Here is a 15,603-nt window from a genome sequence, read left to right on the forward strand (position 1 = left end):
ATGACACAAACTCCCGCCAAACCAACAACATTACAGTTGCTCAACGCCCTAGAGGAAGCACGTACCAAACTAGAGGCAGTTCAGCAAGCAAAAGAAGAACCAATTGCCATCATTGGCATGAGTTGCCGTTTTCCTGGCGCAAAAGATACAGAGTCTTTTTGGCACCTGCTCTCAAATGGTGTGGATGCGATTAAGGAAGTGCCTTCCAACCGATGGAAGATTGATTCCTGTTACGATCCCAATCCAGATGCGCCAGGAAAGATGTCTAGCCGTTATGGTGGCTTTTTATCGGAAGTGGATAAGTTTGACGCTCACTTCTTTGGGATCTCGCCTCGGGAAGCAATGTCCCTTGACCCACAGCAGCGGCTACTGCTAGAAGTAAGTTTTGAGGCCTTAGAAAATGGCGGTCAGTCATCAGAAAAGCTATTTGGTACTCCCACTGGCGTATTTATTGCCATTAGCACCTTTGACTATGCTATGCGCCTGTCGGAAGCGCGATCGCAAATCGATGCTCACTTAGGCACAGGAACCCTTTTGAGCCCAGCAGCAGGACGCTTGTCTTATAGTTTGGGATTGAAAGGAGCAAGCATGGTAGTAGATACAGCTTGTTCTTCCTCCCTCGTGGCGGTACATCTGGCTGCAAACAGCTTGCGTAACAGAGAATCCGACCTAGCTTTAGTCGGAGGTGTGAACTTGCTCTTGGCACCAAGCCTAAGCATCAATTTCACAAAAGCGCGGATGCTAGCTCCAGATGGTCGTTGTAAAACCTTTGATGCTAGTGCAAATGGGTATGTCCGCAGTGAAGGTTGTGGTGTTGTGGTTTTGAAGCGCCTTAGTCAAGCCATCCGCGATCGCGACAACATTTTAGCATTAATTCGAGGTTCCGCCATCAATCAAGATGGAGCCAGTGGCGGTCTAACCGTACCTAGCGGGCCTTCTCAGGAAGCAGTAGTTCGTCAAGCACTGAAAAATGCAGGTGTTAAACCGAAGGAAGTTAGCTATATTGAGGCACATGGCACGGGCACTTCCTTGGGAGATCCAATTGAAGCAAACGCCTTGGGTAGCATCTTTAGCGAGAGGGAAGAACCCTTGTTCGTAGGCTCCGTTAAAACCAATATCGGACACCCAGAAGCAGCGGCTGGTATAGCAGGTTTGATCAAAGTTGTTCTCTCCTTGCAACATAAAGAGATTCCCCCTCACCTCCACTTTCAGAAACCTAACCCTTACATTCCTTGGGATCAACTACCGCTGGAAGTACCCAGCCAATTAACACCCTGGTCAACAGTCAATAAACAACGAATTGCTGGAATCAGCTCCTTTGGGTTTAGCGGCACCAACGCTCACGTCGTGCTATCAGAAGCACCGCCAGTAACAAAAAGCGAGGCAGAAACTGTCGAGCGCCCCCAACATCTGCTCACCCTCAGCGCCAAAACCAAACCTGCACTTGAACAGATGGTTCGCAACTACTCAGAACACTTAGCCACTCATCCTAACTTAGAGTGGGCGGATGTCTGTTACACAACTAATACTCGGCGGACTCATTTCCACGAACGTTTAGCTGTGGTTGCCGACTCAGTTTCTCAGGCACGGGAAAAATTATTAGCTAATTTAGGAGGAGCGGAAAGCACTCATTTGTACGGAGGTAGCAAGAGCGAAAGCCAACCTCAAATTGCCTTTCTATTCACAGGTCAAGGTTCCCAGTATCTAGGGATGGGACGGAAGCTATACGAAACACAACCAACATTTCGGAAATCCCTAGAACGCTGTCAGGAAATTTTAAATACCATCGGCATAAGCGAGCGATCGCTACTCTCAATCCTCTACCAAAATGATGACAATTCCCTTTTAGAGCAAACTGCTTATACCCAACCAGCTTTGTTTGCCATAGAGTACGCTCTAGCCGAATTATGGAAATCGTGGGGCCTTGAACCAAGCGCAGTCATGGGTCATAGCGTTGGGGAATACGTAGCAGCTTGCGTAGCAGGGATATTCTCGTTGGAAGACGGCTTGAAAATGATTTCAGCCAGAGGAAGTTTAATGCAAAAACTGCCATCCAACGGCGAAATGGTATCGCTATTAGCTTCCGTTGAACAAGTAGTAGAAGCACTGCAAGGACTTGACTCAGTAAGCATCGCAGCCATCAACGGGCCCAATAGCGTAGTTATTTCTGGTGCAGGGGAAGCAGTACGTCGGGTAGTGCAGGAATTAGAAAGCAAGGGCATAAAAACTAAGCGCTTAAAAGTTTCCCATGCCTTCCATTCAGCTTTAATGAAGCCAATGCTGGCTGAATTTCGGAAGGTAGTGCAAGAGGTGACTTTCCACCAACCCAGACTCAACTTTATCTCCAATGTCACAGGTGCTTTTGAGAGTCAGTTACCTACTAACCCTGAATATTGGGTAGATCATGTAATCAAACCAGTGAAATTTGCCGCATCTATGGAGACATTACATAGAGAAGGAGTGGAGATATTTGTGGAGCTGGGACCACAGCCAATTTTGCTGGGAATGGGACGTAATTGTTTACCCTCTGGCTATGGAACATGGCTACCGACACTACAGCTAGAGCAAAGCGATTGGCAAGGACTGCTTCAGGCTGTGGGTCAATTGTATGTACGAGGCGTGGCAATTGATTGGGAGGGTTTCCATCGCGACTCGGCTCACCGCCAAGTTTCTGTACCAACTTATCCTTGGCAGCAAGAGCGCTACTGGATTGATGTTGCACAAAGACAACTTCAGAATGAATTTGGGATGCAGAGCGATCGCCATCCTTTGCTAGGTCAGCGAATTCGGAGTGCAGCTATAAAAAATCAACAAATAGTTTTTGAAAGTCAAGTCAGCTCCAATTTTCCTGCATATTTAGCGGATCATGCTCTTTACGAGAAATTCATTTTCCCCACCGCAGCTTATGTGGAAATAGCGTTAGCAGCAGGAGCGAAAATCTTCGGAGGGGGAGCGGGAGAGAGTTATCCACAATTAGTAGTTGAAGAATTTCTGATCCAACAATCGCTAGTTTTAGATGCTGAAGAAACAGTCTCAGTTCAATTAGTTTTAACACCCAATGAATTAGGGTATGAATTTGAGATTTTCGGTCGCAAAAACTCAGATAATGTTGATGAGAATGAAACATGGACTCGCCACGCTCAAGGTGATCTTTTGAGTGGAAAAACTCTATCGGCAAAAACTCCTTTAGATTTGGCCGCCTTGAAGCAAAAAGTTAATCAAGAGATTGAAATTAAGGGCTATTACCAAAAATTCAGCGATTTGGGAGTAGAGTACGGACCGAACTTCCAAGTAATTGAGAAGTTGTGGTGTTCTCAGGGTGAGTCACCAGAAGTGCTTGGTAAGATTAAATTGCCGCAGATGGTAGAGAGCGATGCAAAGGATATTTTACATCCGCTGCTGTTAGATGGTTGCTTACAGCTTTTGGCGGCTGCTCTTGAAGATGGTGTTGAGAGCGATCGCAAGACTTACTTTTTAGTTGGTTTAGAGCGTCTAAATTTCTTGAGCCGGCCTAGCACAAGCATTTGGTGTCACGTTCATCAATCATCAAATCAGGGCAGCTCTGGTTTGCTGACTGCTTTCGATTTACATTTGGTTGATGAGAATGGAGTAGCAGTAGCTGACTTGATTAACTTACAGGTACGCCGTGCCAATCAAACTGCTTTGCTAGCCAATCAAACAGATGATTGGTTGTACAGAATTGGTTGGGAAGTAAAGCCGCTGGCGATAACGGATGACAAAAAATCTAAAGCAGGTAGCTGGCTGATTTTTAGCGATGGAGGTGAGGTCAGCAATTCCTTAGCTGAGCTGCTTAACAAGCAGGGCGATCGCTGTATTTTCGTTTCCCCAGGCTCGTCATTTTCATTATTAGAAGGCGATCGCTATCAAATCAACCCTGCTGAACGGCAAGACTTCCAGCAGCTAATTTCCGCAATAGTCAAAAAAGAGCAATCAGTCTGTCGAGGCATTGTTTATTTGTGGGGGAGCGATCGAAACCTAGAAATTTCAGACGTTCCAACAACAGCACTGGATTTATGCACTGGTGCGTTGTATTTGGTTCAAGCATTATCTGAAATTCCTCATCATCATTGGGGGAAAAAGATGCCTCGCTTATGCTTAGTTACACATAACGGGCAACCAGTAACAAAAGCCCCCTTACAAGTAGAGCAATCGCCATTAGTGGGTTTAGCTCGCGCGATCGTTCTAGAACATCCCGAACTAGAAACAGTCTGCGTAGACCTGAATTCTCGGCAAGCCAAAGAAATCGAAATGTTGGTCGCAGAACTTCTCTTCCCAGAGCAAGAAGAGCAAGTAGCTTTTCGGAATGAAGAGCGTTATGTCGCGCGATTGAAACGTGCCGATGCTAAAGCGATCGCTCATTCACCAAATATTAATTCATCAGGCAGTTATTTAATAACTGGTGGCCTCGGAGCATTAGGACTGCAAGTAGCAAATTACCTTGTCGAACAAGGCGCACGCCACCTGTTGCTAGTGGGAAGACAAGGAGCAGCATCACCAGAAGCACAAGCAGCAGTCAAGCAATTGGAAGACAAAGGAGCCTCGGTAAAAATCGTCAAAACCGATATTTCCCAACCCGATAGCGTAGCTACACTAATTGCTGAAACCGACATTCCTTTGCGAGGAGTAGTTCATACCGCAGGTGTTTTAGATGATGGAATGCTCCGCAATCAAACCCATAAACGCTTCTCAAAAGTAATGGCTCCCAAAGTTAAAGGTACTTGGAACTTGCACCAATTGACCAAAGAAATGCCATTAGATTTCTTTGTCTGCTTCTCCTCTATGACCTCAGTTTTAGGAGCGCTAGGTCAAGGAAATTATGCTGCGGCCAACACCTTTATAGATGCACTTTGTCATCACCGACAAGCATTAGGATTGCCTGCTACCAGCATTAACTGGGGACCTTGGGCGAGCTCTGGGATGGCCACGCGACTAGATGCAAATCTTCAAAATCGTTGGGAGGCAATTGGCTTTGGAATGATTCCGCCTAATCAAGGAATGTATTTATTTGGGAATTTGTTAAAGGGCCAGATATCTCAAGTTGGTGTAATGCCAATAAACTGGTCAAAATATCCAGTTGACAGCACTTTCTTAACTGAATTCCGAAAAACTACTGACAAAAAGAAAGAGGAAGAAAAAACTTCAGTTAGTTTATTGGAAACAATCAAGGCGGCCGAAAAAGATCGACATTACCCACTTTTACTAGCCCACGTCCAATCTCAAGTGTCTAAAGTTTTGGGCTACCAGAAAGAGCGGGCATTCTCAGTTACTGAAGGATTTTTCGATTTGGGAATGAGTTCTTTGACATCAGTGGAGTTGAGAAATAATTTGCAAAATAGCTTAGGCTGTCGTTTGCCCGCTACGCTGACTTTTGACTATCCCACTGTTAAAAAGTTAGTGGATTATTTGATGGTCGAGTTTCTAGAAGAGACTGAAGAAGACGACGATTTAGTTGTCTCCGAACAGTCCTTACAAACGGATAACAAAGCGATCGCATTTCAGCCGCTAGACGAAAACGATGATGCCGAAGCAATTGCCAAACAATTTGCAGAACAATTAGGCATACAATGGGTTAGCTAGACGAATGAAAAACTCCTTGGGTTTGTAGTGAGATTGTAAGCTCCCAAAAAATTGGTTAGCCAAAACTGAAAATCTGGTTATTGCTAATTGATTAGTCTGACATCGCACTCGCAACCCAAGAGAGTAATTAGGGCTTACCCAAAGAAACTGGGTTGATTTTAAAAATGGTCATTTGAAAGCAAAAGCCACTAATAAACCCGGTTTATAACTCCTCCTAATTAAGATTTGTTTCAATTGATAAAAGCAGAAAAATAGGTAAAGAAGAGGTTAATTAAATGAGTGAAAATAACGAACAACGCTACATTCAATTAATGAAAGTAGCCTCACAAAAAATAGCCGATTTACAAGCCGAAGTTGAGCGATTAAAGCAGAAAGAACGCGAGCCTATCGCCATTGTTGGTATGGGTTGTCGCTTGGCAGAAGCTGATAATCCTGAAGCATTTTGGGACTTACTTTTAAATGGTGTAGATGCCATTCGAGAAGCCCCAAAGGGCCATCATTCATATCTAGATCCATACTACGATCCAGATCCCGATGTGCCGGGCAAGGTTTATATTCGGCGTGCAGGGTTTCTCAACCAATCTCCCGCAGATTTTGATGCTAGTTTCTTCGGGATTTCCCCCAGAGAAGCAGCGAGTTTAGATCCTCAGCATCGACTGGTGATGGAAGTAGCTTGGGAAGCCTTAGAAGGCGCTGGACTTGTACCCGAAAAATTGGCAGGCAGCCAGACAGGTGTTTTTATCGGGATATGTGCCAATGACTACGTTTGGCAACTTGTGAAACAAGACCCTGTAGAAACAGATGTTTACATAGGATCGGGGAATGCCTATAGCCCAGTGGCAGGCCGCCTTTCTTACTTCTTCGATTTTAACGGCCCTTGTCTAGCTGTTGATACTGGCTGTGCTTCCTCATTAGCGGCAATTCACTTGGCTGTTGTCAATTTGCGTAGGGGAGATTGCAATCTAGCCTTAGCTGGAGGCGTGCAGCGATATATCTCGCCAGAATATTGGCTCAACCTTTGCAAATCCCGGATGTTGTCTCCAGATGGGCGTTGCAAAACTTTTGCGGCGGGAGCAGATGGTTACGCTCGCGGCGAAGGTTGCGGCATAGTCGTTCTCAAGCGTCTTTCAGATGCAGTAGCTGATGGCGACAATATTTTGGCCTTAATTAGAGGCACGGCTCACGGGCAAGATGGACGAACCAGCGGGCTCACTGTACCCAGCGGTTCTTCTCAGCAAGGTGTGATTAAGAGAGCGATCGCGAATGCAGGTATCCAGCCCAAAGATGTCAATTATATTGAGGCTCATGGTACAGGTACTTCTCTGGGAGACCCAATTGAAGCAAATGCTTTGATAAATGTGTTTCGCCAACGAGAAGAACCTTTAATCTTAGGTTCGGCAAAAACTAATATCGGACACTTGGAAGGAGCTGCTGGCGTAGCAGGTTTGATCAAAATCGTTCTCTCCTTACAAAATGAGCTGATTCCACAACACCTGCATTTCAAAGAGCCTAGCCCTTATATTTCTTGGGATAGGATGCCAATAAAAGTGGCAAGCGAACAGACACCCTGGCCAGCAACAGATAAAACTAGGTTTGCTGGAGTTAGTTCCTTTGGTTTTACGGGCATCAATGTCCATGCTGTCCTGTCAGAAGCACCACCAGTAGCAGCAAAAAGTGAGGCAGAAACTTGGAAGCGCCCCCTACACCTGCTCACCCTCAGTGCCAAAACCAAACCCGCACTCGAACAGATGGTTCGCAACTACTCAGAACACCTAGCCACTCATTCCAACTTAGAGTGGGCGGATGTCTGTTACACAACTAATACTCGGCGGACTCATTTTCACGAACGTTTAGCTGTGGTTGCCGACTCAGTTTCTCAAGCACGGGAAAAATTATTAGCTAATTTAGCAGGAACAGAAAACAGTCATCTGTTTAAAGGTAGCAAGAGCGAAAGTCAACCTCAAATCGCTTTTCTATTCACAGGACAAGGTTCCCAGTATCTAGGAATGGGACGGGAATTATACGCCACACAACCAACTTTCCGTCAGGCATTAGACCGCTGTCAAGTAATTTTAAATGCAATTGGGAAGCAGGAAGAATCGCTACTCTCCGTCCTGTACCAAAGCAATGACAGTTCGCTCCTAGAACAAACCGCTTATACCCAACCAGCTCTATTTGCCTTAGAGTACGCGCTAGCCGAATTGTGGAAATCTTGGGGTCTAGAGCCAACCGCAGTCATTGGTCATAGCGTAGGGGAATATGTAGCAGCTTGTGTAGCGGGGATTTTCTCCTTAGAAGACGGATTAAAAATGATTTCAGCCAGAGGAAGTTTAATGCAAAAACTGCCTAGTGGCGGAGAAATGGTATCGTTTTTAGCCGAGCCAGAACACGTATCGCAAGCAATGCGAGGAATAGAGTCAGTAAGCATTGCAGCCATCAACGGCCCAAATAGCGTGGTGATTTCCGGCACGGCAGAAGCAGTACGTCAGGTAGTGGAAAAGTTAGAAGCCAAAGGCATAAAAAACAAGCGGTTAAAAGTTTCTCATGCCTTCCATTCAGAATTAATGAAACCAATGCTAGCGGAGTTTCGGCAAGTGGTGGAGGAAGTAACATTTCACTCACCGAAACTAAACTTTGTATCGAATGTAACGGGAAACTTTGAGCGAGTGTTGCCCACACAAGCAGAATATTGGGTAGACCACATCCTCAAACCAGTGAGATTTGGCTCTGGAATGGAGACATTACACAAAGAAGGAATAGAGATATTTGTGGAAATGGGGCCGCAGCCAATATTGTTAGGGATGGGTCGTCAGTGCTTGCCATCGGGCTATGGCACTTGGCTGCCGACGTTACAGTTAGAGCAAAGCGATTGGCAAGGGTTGCTTCAGACGTTGGGGCAATTGTATGTGCGAGGCGTGGGGCTTGATTGGGAGGGCTTCCATCGCGACTATGGCCACCGCCAAGTGGGTGTGCCAACTTATCCTTGGCAGCGCGATCGCTATTGGATTGATGTGACGCAAACGCAACCTCTGACGAGATCGGGAACCCAGACTATTGAAGAGTTTCAAGTGAAACCTGATAGTCACCAACCCTTGCCCAAACAAGGCGCTGAGCAAGATTGCCGCGATAAGCTGGTGTGGGAACCGCAACCTCTTTATGGCTTGCCTGCTAATTATTTGGCTTCTCCTAGCGAACTAGCGAGAAACATAGGCAGTCAAGAATTGTTATCTGAGGCCGAGCGGAGTCGCGATCGCGATCGGGAAGAGCAGCTAGAAAGTACGAGTGTGGCGTATATTGTCAATGCCTTCCAACAACTAGGCTTTAAGTTTGAGCCCAACCTACGCTTCTCAACCCCTGAACTGATCGAGCAGTTAGGAATAGTCAAGCAGCACCAACGCTTAATTGGGTGTTTTTTGGAAATCATGGCTGAGGAAGGACTACTGCGCTTTCATCAGTCCGAGTGGCAAGTCGTCAGGGCCCCTCATATAGCGGAGCCAGAAGCACAAGTGGCGAATTCGTCACTCAAATCTCCCTACTCGGCAATGGCGGAAATAGTCTCTCGTTGCGGGCCTAGATTGGCCGATGTTTTGCAGGGCAAGTACGATCCGCTCCAGTTGTTGTTTCCTGAAGGCGATTTAACCATTGCGACAGAACTTTATCAAGATTCGCCAGAACTCAAGTTTATCAATACCCTCGCACAGCGGGTTGTGGGGGCGGCGGTCTCAAGCTTACCACAAGGGCGAGGGATGCGTATTCTGGAAATTGGAGCTGGTACTGGCTCGACCACTTCTTACTTATTACCAAATCTGCCTGCCGATCGAGTCGAGTATTTCTTCACAGATATCGGCGCTTTCTTTGTTGCCAAAGCACAAGAAAAGTTTGCCGATTATCCCTTTGTAAATTACCAAATATTGGATATTGAGCAAGAGCCAGAAGCGGCTGCTCGGGGCTATTACGATCTGATTATTGCTCCCAATGTATTGCACGCCACTAAAGACTTGCGTGAAACAGTAAAAAATGTCCACCAGATGTTGGCTCCGGGCGGATTGTTGGTGCTTTTGGAAAGCACTACTCGTCAGCCTTCAGTGGACATAACTTTTGGCTTAACAGAAGGCTGGTGGCGCTTTAGCGACCTTGATTTGCGACCTGACTATCCTTTGTTAAGTGTCAACAAGTGGGAAGAGTTATTGTCTTCATCTGGTTTTACTAATCTTGTTTCTTTTTCATCGCCTAGCACACAAGAAGTGCTGATATTGGCTCAAGTCAAAAAAGAAGACCAACCTCTGACGAGAAATTGGCTCATTTTTGCTGATAATCACGGGATTGCTCAGCAATTGGCGACAGAGCTGAAAACAAAAGGCGATTTACCAACAGTCGTTTTTCCAAACGAGTCTCTCCAACCATCAGGAACAGAAGTGGCCTCTCCACTTGCCAAATATCAGGACTTAATAACAGCTCAACAATGGCATGGGGTAGTGCATTTGGGGAATTTTGATTCTCCGGCTAACGAACTCGATGTTAAGTTGGTTAAATCGCTTGTAAAATCGGGTTGTTCAGCTAATTTTTGGTTAGTAACTCAAGGGGTGCAAGCCATCGAAAAAGTGCAGACAGACGTGGTGCGATCGCGTTTATGGGAAATCACCCAAGTTATGCAGTCAGAGCATCCCGAACTGTCATTTGTACTTCTAGATTTGGCTCCCGAAGGAGTTGATAACCCAGTACAAACAATTTTGGAAGAAATCTGGCTCGAACCTGCTTCTTCAGTAAAAATGGTTGCATTTCGTGACAAAGAACGTTTGGTTGCCCGATTGGTAAACCAAGAAAAGCCTGGGGCGGAGGGTATTCTCAAAAAGAAAGAGAGAGAAGAAACTTCAAACTTGGTCGAACAATTAAAGGCAACTGATAAAGAGCAACGTATATCGCTGTTAATTGCTCATATTCAATCTCTATTGTCTCAGGTTTTGGGAGACAAACAAGAGAGGACTTTCTCCCTATCACAAGGATTTTTCGACTTAGGAATGGATTCTATGACATCCATAGAGTTAAGAAATCGCTTGCAAAACTTGATAGGAATCTCATTGTCATCAACTTTGTTTTATAAATATCCAACAGTAGAAGCATTAGTTCAGTATTTGATTCAAGATGTGCTTGCTACTTTTGTAAAGTTTGATGATTAATAGGGGTTAAACTGCTCCCCGGAAGCGACTCCGGGGCGCTGTTTTCGCTTACTAATACCATTTCCCTAAAAGTATGCTATAATATATTGCTAGCTTTTCTGACATCTTCTATGGAGTCACCACAGGCAGAAGATTAGATCTACTTAACTTATTTAGGACCAAACAGATGCCTCAAGGCGATCGCTTACTTGTTAAGAAATATTTCGCCAACAGTATCGTATCTCGGCTATACCCCTTTATGGCGATCTCGCACACATGGGGGACAAGAAAGTTGAACGGGTTATTACACAAGGGTTTGAATTAATACCCACATTCCGCAGATATTTGATCGGATTTAATTTCAAAAGAATTCAGAATTTTCCAACCTTCAAATGATTGCATAGCAATCATTTGAAGGTTTATTAAGGTATAATAATTGGTGCAAGTAGAGCAACCCTTAAAACCATGAAAAAGCCCTCGGAAGCTATAAATATCGTAAATTTAGACCACTTGGGAATAGTAGCAGGGATAATAGATGAAATGGAATTGGTAGAAGAAGTCAACAAAAAAGTGGGAATAAAAATTAAAGAAACCCTAAGCCCAGGACAAGTAATGAAAGCAATGATTTTGAACGGACTGGGATTTTTGAGCGCCCCAATCTACCTATTCGATGCTTTTTTCGTTGGAAAAGCAACAGAACATCTAATTGGAGAAGGAGTGACCCCCGAACAATTAAATGATGACAGAATCGGGAGAGCATTAGATAAATATTATCGAGCTGGAACGACAAAGTTATTTACAGCAATTGCCCTGAAAGCAGCGTTGAAATTTCAAGTATCAATGAAAAGCGTTCACCTAGATAGCAATTTAACCCAAGAGCGTCAAGATATCTTGCGGCATTTAGGAGAGTATTGCTGTCAATACTATTTAATATTTTCAAGTGAATGACGAGCGATAGCGAAGTGTAAATATTTGTGAATAATTTTCATTAATTAGTCAAGGTAATTTGCTCTTGGCATAATTTCCCTTGCTTCAAAATATGAGCGATCGCGATAAAATAGCAATGTGAACATATCAGAAAAAGTCAATTCTTTCAACTTACTTAATCTAGGTAAATTTTACAGGCTCCTGTAACGCTAAAACCCCATAAGTTCAATCCAAAAGCATATTGGCTCCCAGCTTTCACAACTAATAAAAAAATCCCAGCCACATCTGCGGAATGTGGCAGTAACATTATGCTGTGGTCCTTCGGTGTTAGGTCGTCCTGCTTCGGTATCGGGGGAACCCATCACGAAACTACCCCCTGGAATTGAGATCATTTCTATGGTGATGCTGCCGAGATTATCTGTAAAAACCTGTGCTTGTCCTTGGTTACGGCTGGCAATTTGCCCGGTTGAATTAACTGTTACTGTTTCAAAAGTAAAGGTTTTTAAACCATTTGCTTACGGTTGCGGCCCTATACTTTCTGGTTCGTCAGGGGGTGCTGGAGTTACTTCCGGTGTTGGACTTTTTGCAGGCGACTCATTATCTGAGGAAGGTGCAGAAGATTTGTTGTTCAACAAACTTTGACTCAGCACGGCTAATGCAAATCCTCCCCCAGCAAAACCCGCTAATTGTAATAAACCTCGCCTTGTTGTGTTAGTCGGTAACGGCCAAGTGTGCTGTGGAATCACAGGAATTGTTTTAACTTTGCTCCCGGAAGGATTCGTCGATAAAGATAAAAGTGCTTGCAAAGCTTCCCCTGCATTTTGATAACGCTGACTAAAACGATCGCGCACCATTGTATCTAAAACATTCGCTAAATTATTACTAACTTGCGCCTGATTTCGCCAAATTACTTCTCCCGTCTGCCGATCTTCTGGTAAATTAAACGGATGTTCGCCCGTTAATGCTTGAATCCCAATCATTCCCACTGCATAAACATCACTAGCAAGTTTAGGTTTGCCCTTGGCTTGTTCGCTCGGCATATAACCAGCAGTACCGATAACAATTGATACGGTTGTTTGCCCTTGAGCGTTGACAACTATTGTGCTAATTTCCTTAACTGCCCCAAAGTCAATTATAATAATTTTACCATCTTGGCGACGCATTAAATTAGCCGGTTTAAGGTCACGGTGAATGACATTTTGCTGATGAATAATTGCTAAAATTTCTAAGATGTTTTGCAATAAGGTAATTGTATAGGATTCACTTAATTTTTTCCGCGCAATTATTTCTTTTGTCAAGTCATGTCCCAGGATCAAATCTTGCACCAAATAAAATTCGCCATGTTCCTCAAAGTGGGCGGAAAGGGTAGGGATTTGGTCGTGTAGCTTACCCAATTTATATAGGGTTTGGGCTTCGGTGTCGAATAAGCGTTTGGCAATTGGCAAAACAGCCGGGTTGGGGTCTTTCGGTTTAAGATGTTTAACGACGCAGTGAGGATGTCCGGGTAAGTCTAAATCTTTGGCGAGGTAGGTATCGCCAAATCCACCACTTCCCAGTAGTGTGATGATTTGATATCGCTTGCGGAGAGTTCGACCAATCATAGTTGTTAGGCGACGCAGTGGAGATTAAGATTTATTTTGGCATAAAAGTAACACTCGGCAATCATCTGTGCCAGTTTCCCAAGAACTTCCGTCAGTCGGTGCGCCATTGTAGTTATCATAATAGCAATAACGAATATAATATTTATAATACTATCGTTCTGGCTAAAAAATGGGATTAAAACTTGAAAAAGTAATACCTTGGGGCCGTAGCCTAGATGAATACATCGCCATGTTTCACCTGACAGCAAGCGATCGCCAGTCAACAATTCTCGACTGTGCCGGCGGCCCTGCTAGCTTCAATGCTGAAATGACTCGCCAAGGCAATAAAGTAATTTCTTGCGACCCAATTTATGAGTTTACCGCCGATGAAATTGCCAGCCGCATTCAAGAATGTTATCAAACTGTAGTTAACGGCACTAAAGCAAATCTAAACTGCTACAATTGGACAGATATCGAATCGCCAGAACAACTAGGTGAAGTGCGAATGATAGCCATGCAGCAATTTCTAGAAGATTTGCCTCTGGGAATACAAGCAGGTCGCTATGTAACTGGTGAATTGCCGTTGCTACCTTTCAATCAACATCAGTTTGATTTAGCGCTGTGCAGTCATTTCCTATTTACTTATGCTGACCATTTATCAGCCGAATTTCACCTAGCCTCTATTTTAGAAATGTGCCGCATCGCGCAAGAAGTGCGGATATTTCCACTCATAAAAATTTCTGGCGAACCAGTGAAAATACTACCAGAATTAATCGAAGAATTAGCAGCAAAAGGATATAGTGCGGAAATCAAAGAAGTATGCTATGAATTTCAAAATGGTGGCAATCAAATGCTGCGAGTGCGGACAGAGCAATCGCGCGGCAAATAGCTACTCTGTCCTTAAAATAGAGTTAGTTTACAACAACGGAGGTTCTTCGTTACAATTAGCCTCTACTACTCGGCGGACTTCCCCTGATTCCAATTTCATTAGTTTATCAGTAGCTCGAACTTGGGTAGGTTGTTCTTCTAATTGCTGGCGATCTACTAATCCCCACTCCATCACCATATTGGTATATCGTCTAGATGTAGCCCTGTCTATATTAAGAGAAGTTGCAACTTCATTTAGAGGCATCCATCCTTGTTGATTGCGGAGCCGATGTAGATAGCGAGTCAGAGTGTCAGTGTTGACTTTCATAGTGGTGTTAATTCCTATTTTACCGCATCGCTTTCTCTAATCTAGAGTAACAGATTGAGGAGAAAATTGCCAATCTATCAGGTGATTTCACCTGTTACGGGAGACAGCATCCGTTAATACTAAATCGGGGTTTGATATCCCCTTTATCATTCGGCGATTGAAATCGCTACTACACAAACTAAGTCCGCCTGCGCGGACTAAAGAATAAAGGGGGTATTTAAGCCGGATTTAGTATAATTCGTCAACTGTCGTCACGTCGCTTTTCCACTATTATACATCTCTGACAAGCTTACGGTCATAGTTAAGTGGTAGTCGGGCGGTTGTTCTCTGAATTGAGTTGATTAATAGATTGACTTGAATTATAATAGGTAACAAACATGGCTAGAAAAACTTTAACCGCGATATAATCTAAAGTCGAGTTACGAAAATCTCAAATCCTAACCCATAACTCATGCCTCAAACAATCTGGATCGCAAGACACGGAAACCGCATCGACTTCGTAAACCCCGACTGGTTTTTAACAGCAGAAAAACGCTACGATCCTCACCTTTCAGATGACGGACACATTCAAGCAAAACAACTAGCAAATCGCCTCAAAGGTGAAGAGATTACCCACATTTTTGCCTCACCATTCCTGCGAACAGTTCAAACAGCAAATCACGTTGCCCAAACTTTAGACTTATCGATTAAACTAGAGTGGGGACTTTGTGAATGGCTCAATCCTGAATGGATGTCAGAAATGCCAGAAACTCTATCTGTCAAAGAATTGTGCCACCGTTTCCCCAGGATTGACCCCTCCTACACAGACACAAGTGCTATTCCTTACTATCCTGAAACTGGGGAAGAATGCCTTAAACGTACCAGCGAAACTGCTAAGCGACTCGCCGCAGAATTTCCCGAAAATATTTTGCTAGTTGGTCACGGTGCATCGGTTATAGGTACTACAATGGGATTAGTTCAGGGAGTCGTTGACACAGAAATTAATGCCTCTCTGTGTTGCTTAGTTAAAGTTGTGCGCGATGATGGAAAGTGGCTCATGGAACTTAACGGTGACACATCTCACCTTAGCAAAACTGAAACCGATCTCCGGTTTAATTAAAAATAGTTAACTGTTAACTGTTAACTGGGGAAAGCCTCCCCATTTCTC

At 44.3% G+C, this 15,603-nt stretch carries 6 protein-coding genes and 1 pseudogene; 5 read left to right on the forward strand and 2 right to left on the reverse strand.

Annotated features, from left to right (window positions below):
- The 3 genes and pseudogenes from OSCI_RS26755 to OSCI_RS26765 form a co-directional block, all read left to right on the forward strand.
- The gene (locus tag OSCI_RS26755) at positions 1–5,598 is read left to right on the forward strand and encodes a type I polyketide synthase (RefSeq protein ID WP_007358367.1); all 5,598 of its coding nucleotides are present in this window, start codon (positions 1–3) and stop codon (positions 5,596–5,598) included.
- Positions 5,599–5,873: 275 nt separating this feature from the next.
- Entirely contained in the window at positions 5,874–10,775 is a 4,902-nt protein-coding gene (locus OSCI_RS26760) for a type I polyketide synthase (protein WP_007358368.1), read from the forward strand.
- Positions 10,776–11,219: 444 nt separating this feature from the next.
- A pseudogene (locus OSCI_RS26765) lies at positions 11,220–11,621 on the forward strand (DUF4277 domain-containing protein); the annotation flags it as partial.
- Positions 11,622–12,196: 575 nt separating this feature from the next.
- Here OSCI_RS26765 and OSCI_RS26770 read toward each other — a convergent pair.
- Entirely contained in the window at positions 12,197–13,282 is a 1,086-nt protein-coding gene (locus OSCI_RS26770; protein WP_007358372.1) for a serine/threonine-protein kinase, read from the reverse strand.
- A 169-nt stretch (positions 13,283–13,451) separates the two neighbouring features.
- On the opposite strand from OSCI_RS26770, the gene OSCI_RS26775 reads away from it, so the two are divergent.
- On the forward strand, positions 13,452–14,150 hold the full coding sequence (locus tag OSCI_RS26775) for a hypothetical protein (protein WP_007358373.1): 699 nt from the start codon (positions 13,452–13,454) through the stop codon (positions 14,148–14,150).
- 27 nt (positions 14,151–14,177) lie between these two features.
- Here the strand turns inward: OSCI_RS26775 and OSCI_RS26780 are convergent, their stop codons facing one another.
- A complete protein-coding gene (locus OSCI_RS26780; RefSeq protein WP_007358374.1) occupies positions 14,178–14,456 on the reverse strand; it encodes a hypothetical protein in 279 nt (92 codons plus the stop codon).
- Positions 14,457–14,907: 451 nt separating this feature from the next.
- Between OSCI_RS26780 and OSCI_RS26785 the strand changes: the two genes are divergently transcribed.
- Positions 14,908–15,555, forward strand: coding sequence for a histidine phosphatase family protein (locus OSCI_RS26785; RefSeq protein ID WP_007358375.1), 648 nt, complete (start codon positions 14,908–14,910; stop codon positions 15,553–15,555).
- Positions 15,556–15,603: the final 48 nt, after the last annotated feature.

This window comes from Kamptonema sp. PCC 6506 (assembly GCF_000180455.1).
In the GTDB taxonomy this organism is placed as follows: Bacteria; Cyanobacteriota; Cyanobacteriia; order Cyanobacteriales; family Microcoleaceae; genus Kamptonema; species Kamptonema formosum.

Bases quoted from the DNA above. Each gene is read 5' to 3' on its own strand.
- OSCI_RS26780 (WP_007358374.1), bottom strand. From the start codon at position 14,456: ATGAAAGTCAACACTGACACTCTGACTCGCTATCTACATCGGCTCCGC.
- OSCI_RS26785 (WP_007358375.1), top strand. From the start codon at position 14,908: ATGCCTCAAACAATCTGGATCGCAAGACACGGAAACCGCATCGACTTC.
- OSCI_RS26760 (WP_007358368.1), top strand. From the start codon at position 5,874: ATGAGTGAAAATAACGAACAACGCTACATTCAATTAATGAAAGTAGCC.
- OSCI_RS26755 (WP_007358367.1), top strand. From the start codon at position 1: ATGACACAAACTCCCGCCAAACCAACAACATTACAGTTGCTCAACGCC.
- OSCI_RS26775 (WP_007358373.1), top strand. From the start codon at position 13,452: ATGGGATTAAAACTTGAAAAAGTAATACCTTGGGGCCGTAGCCTAGAT.
- OSCI_RS26770 (WP_007358372.1), bottom strand. From the start codon at position 13,282: ATGATTGGTCGAACTCTCCGCAAGCGATATCAAATCATCACACTACTG.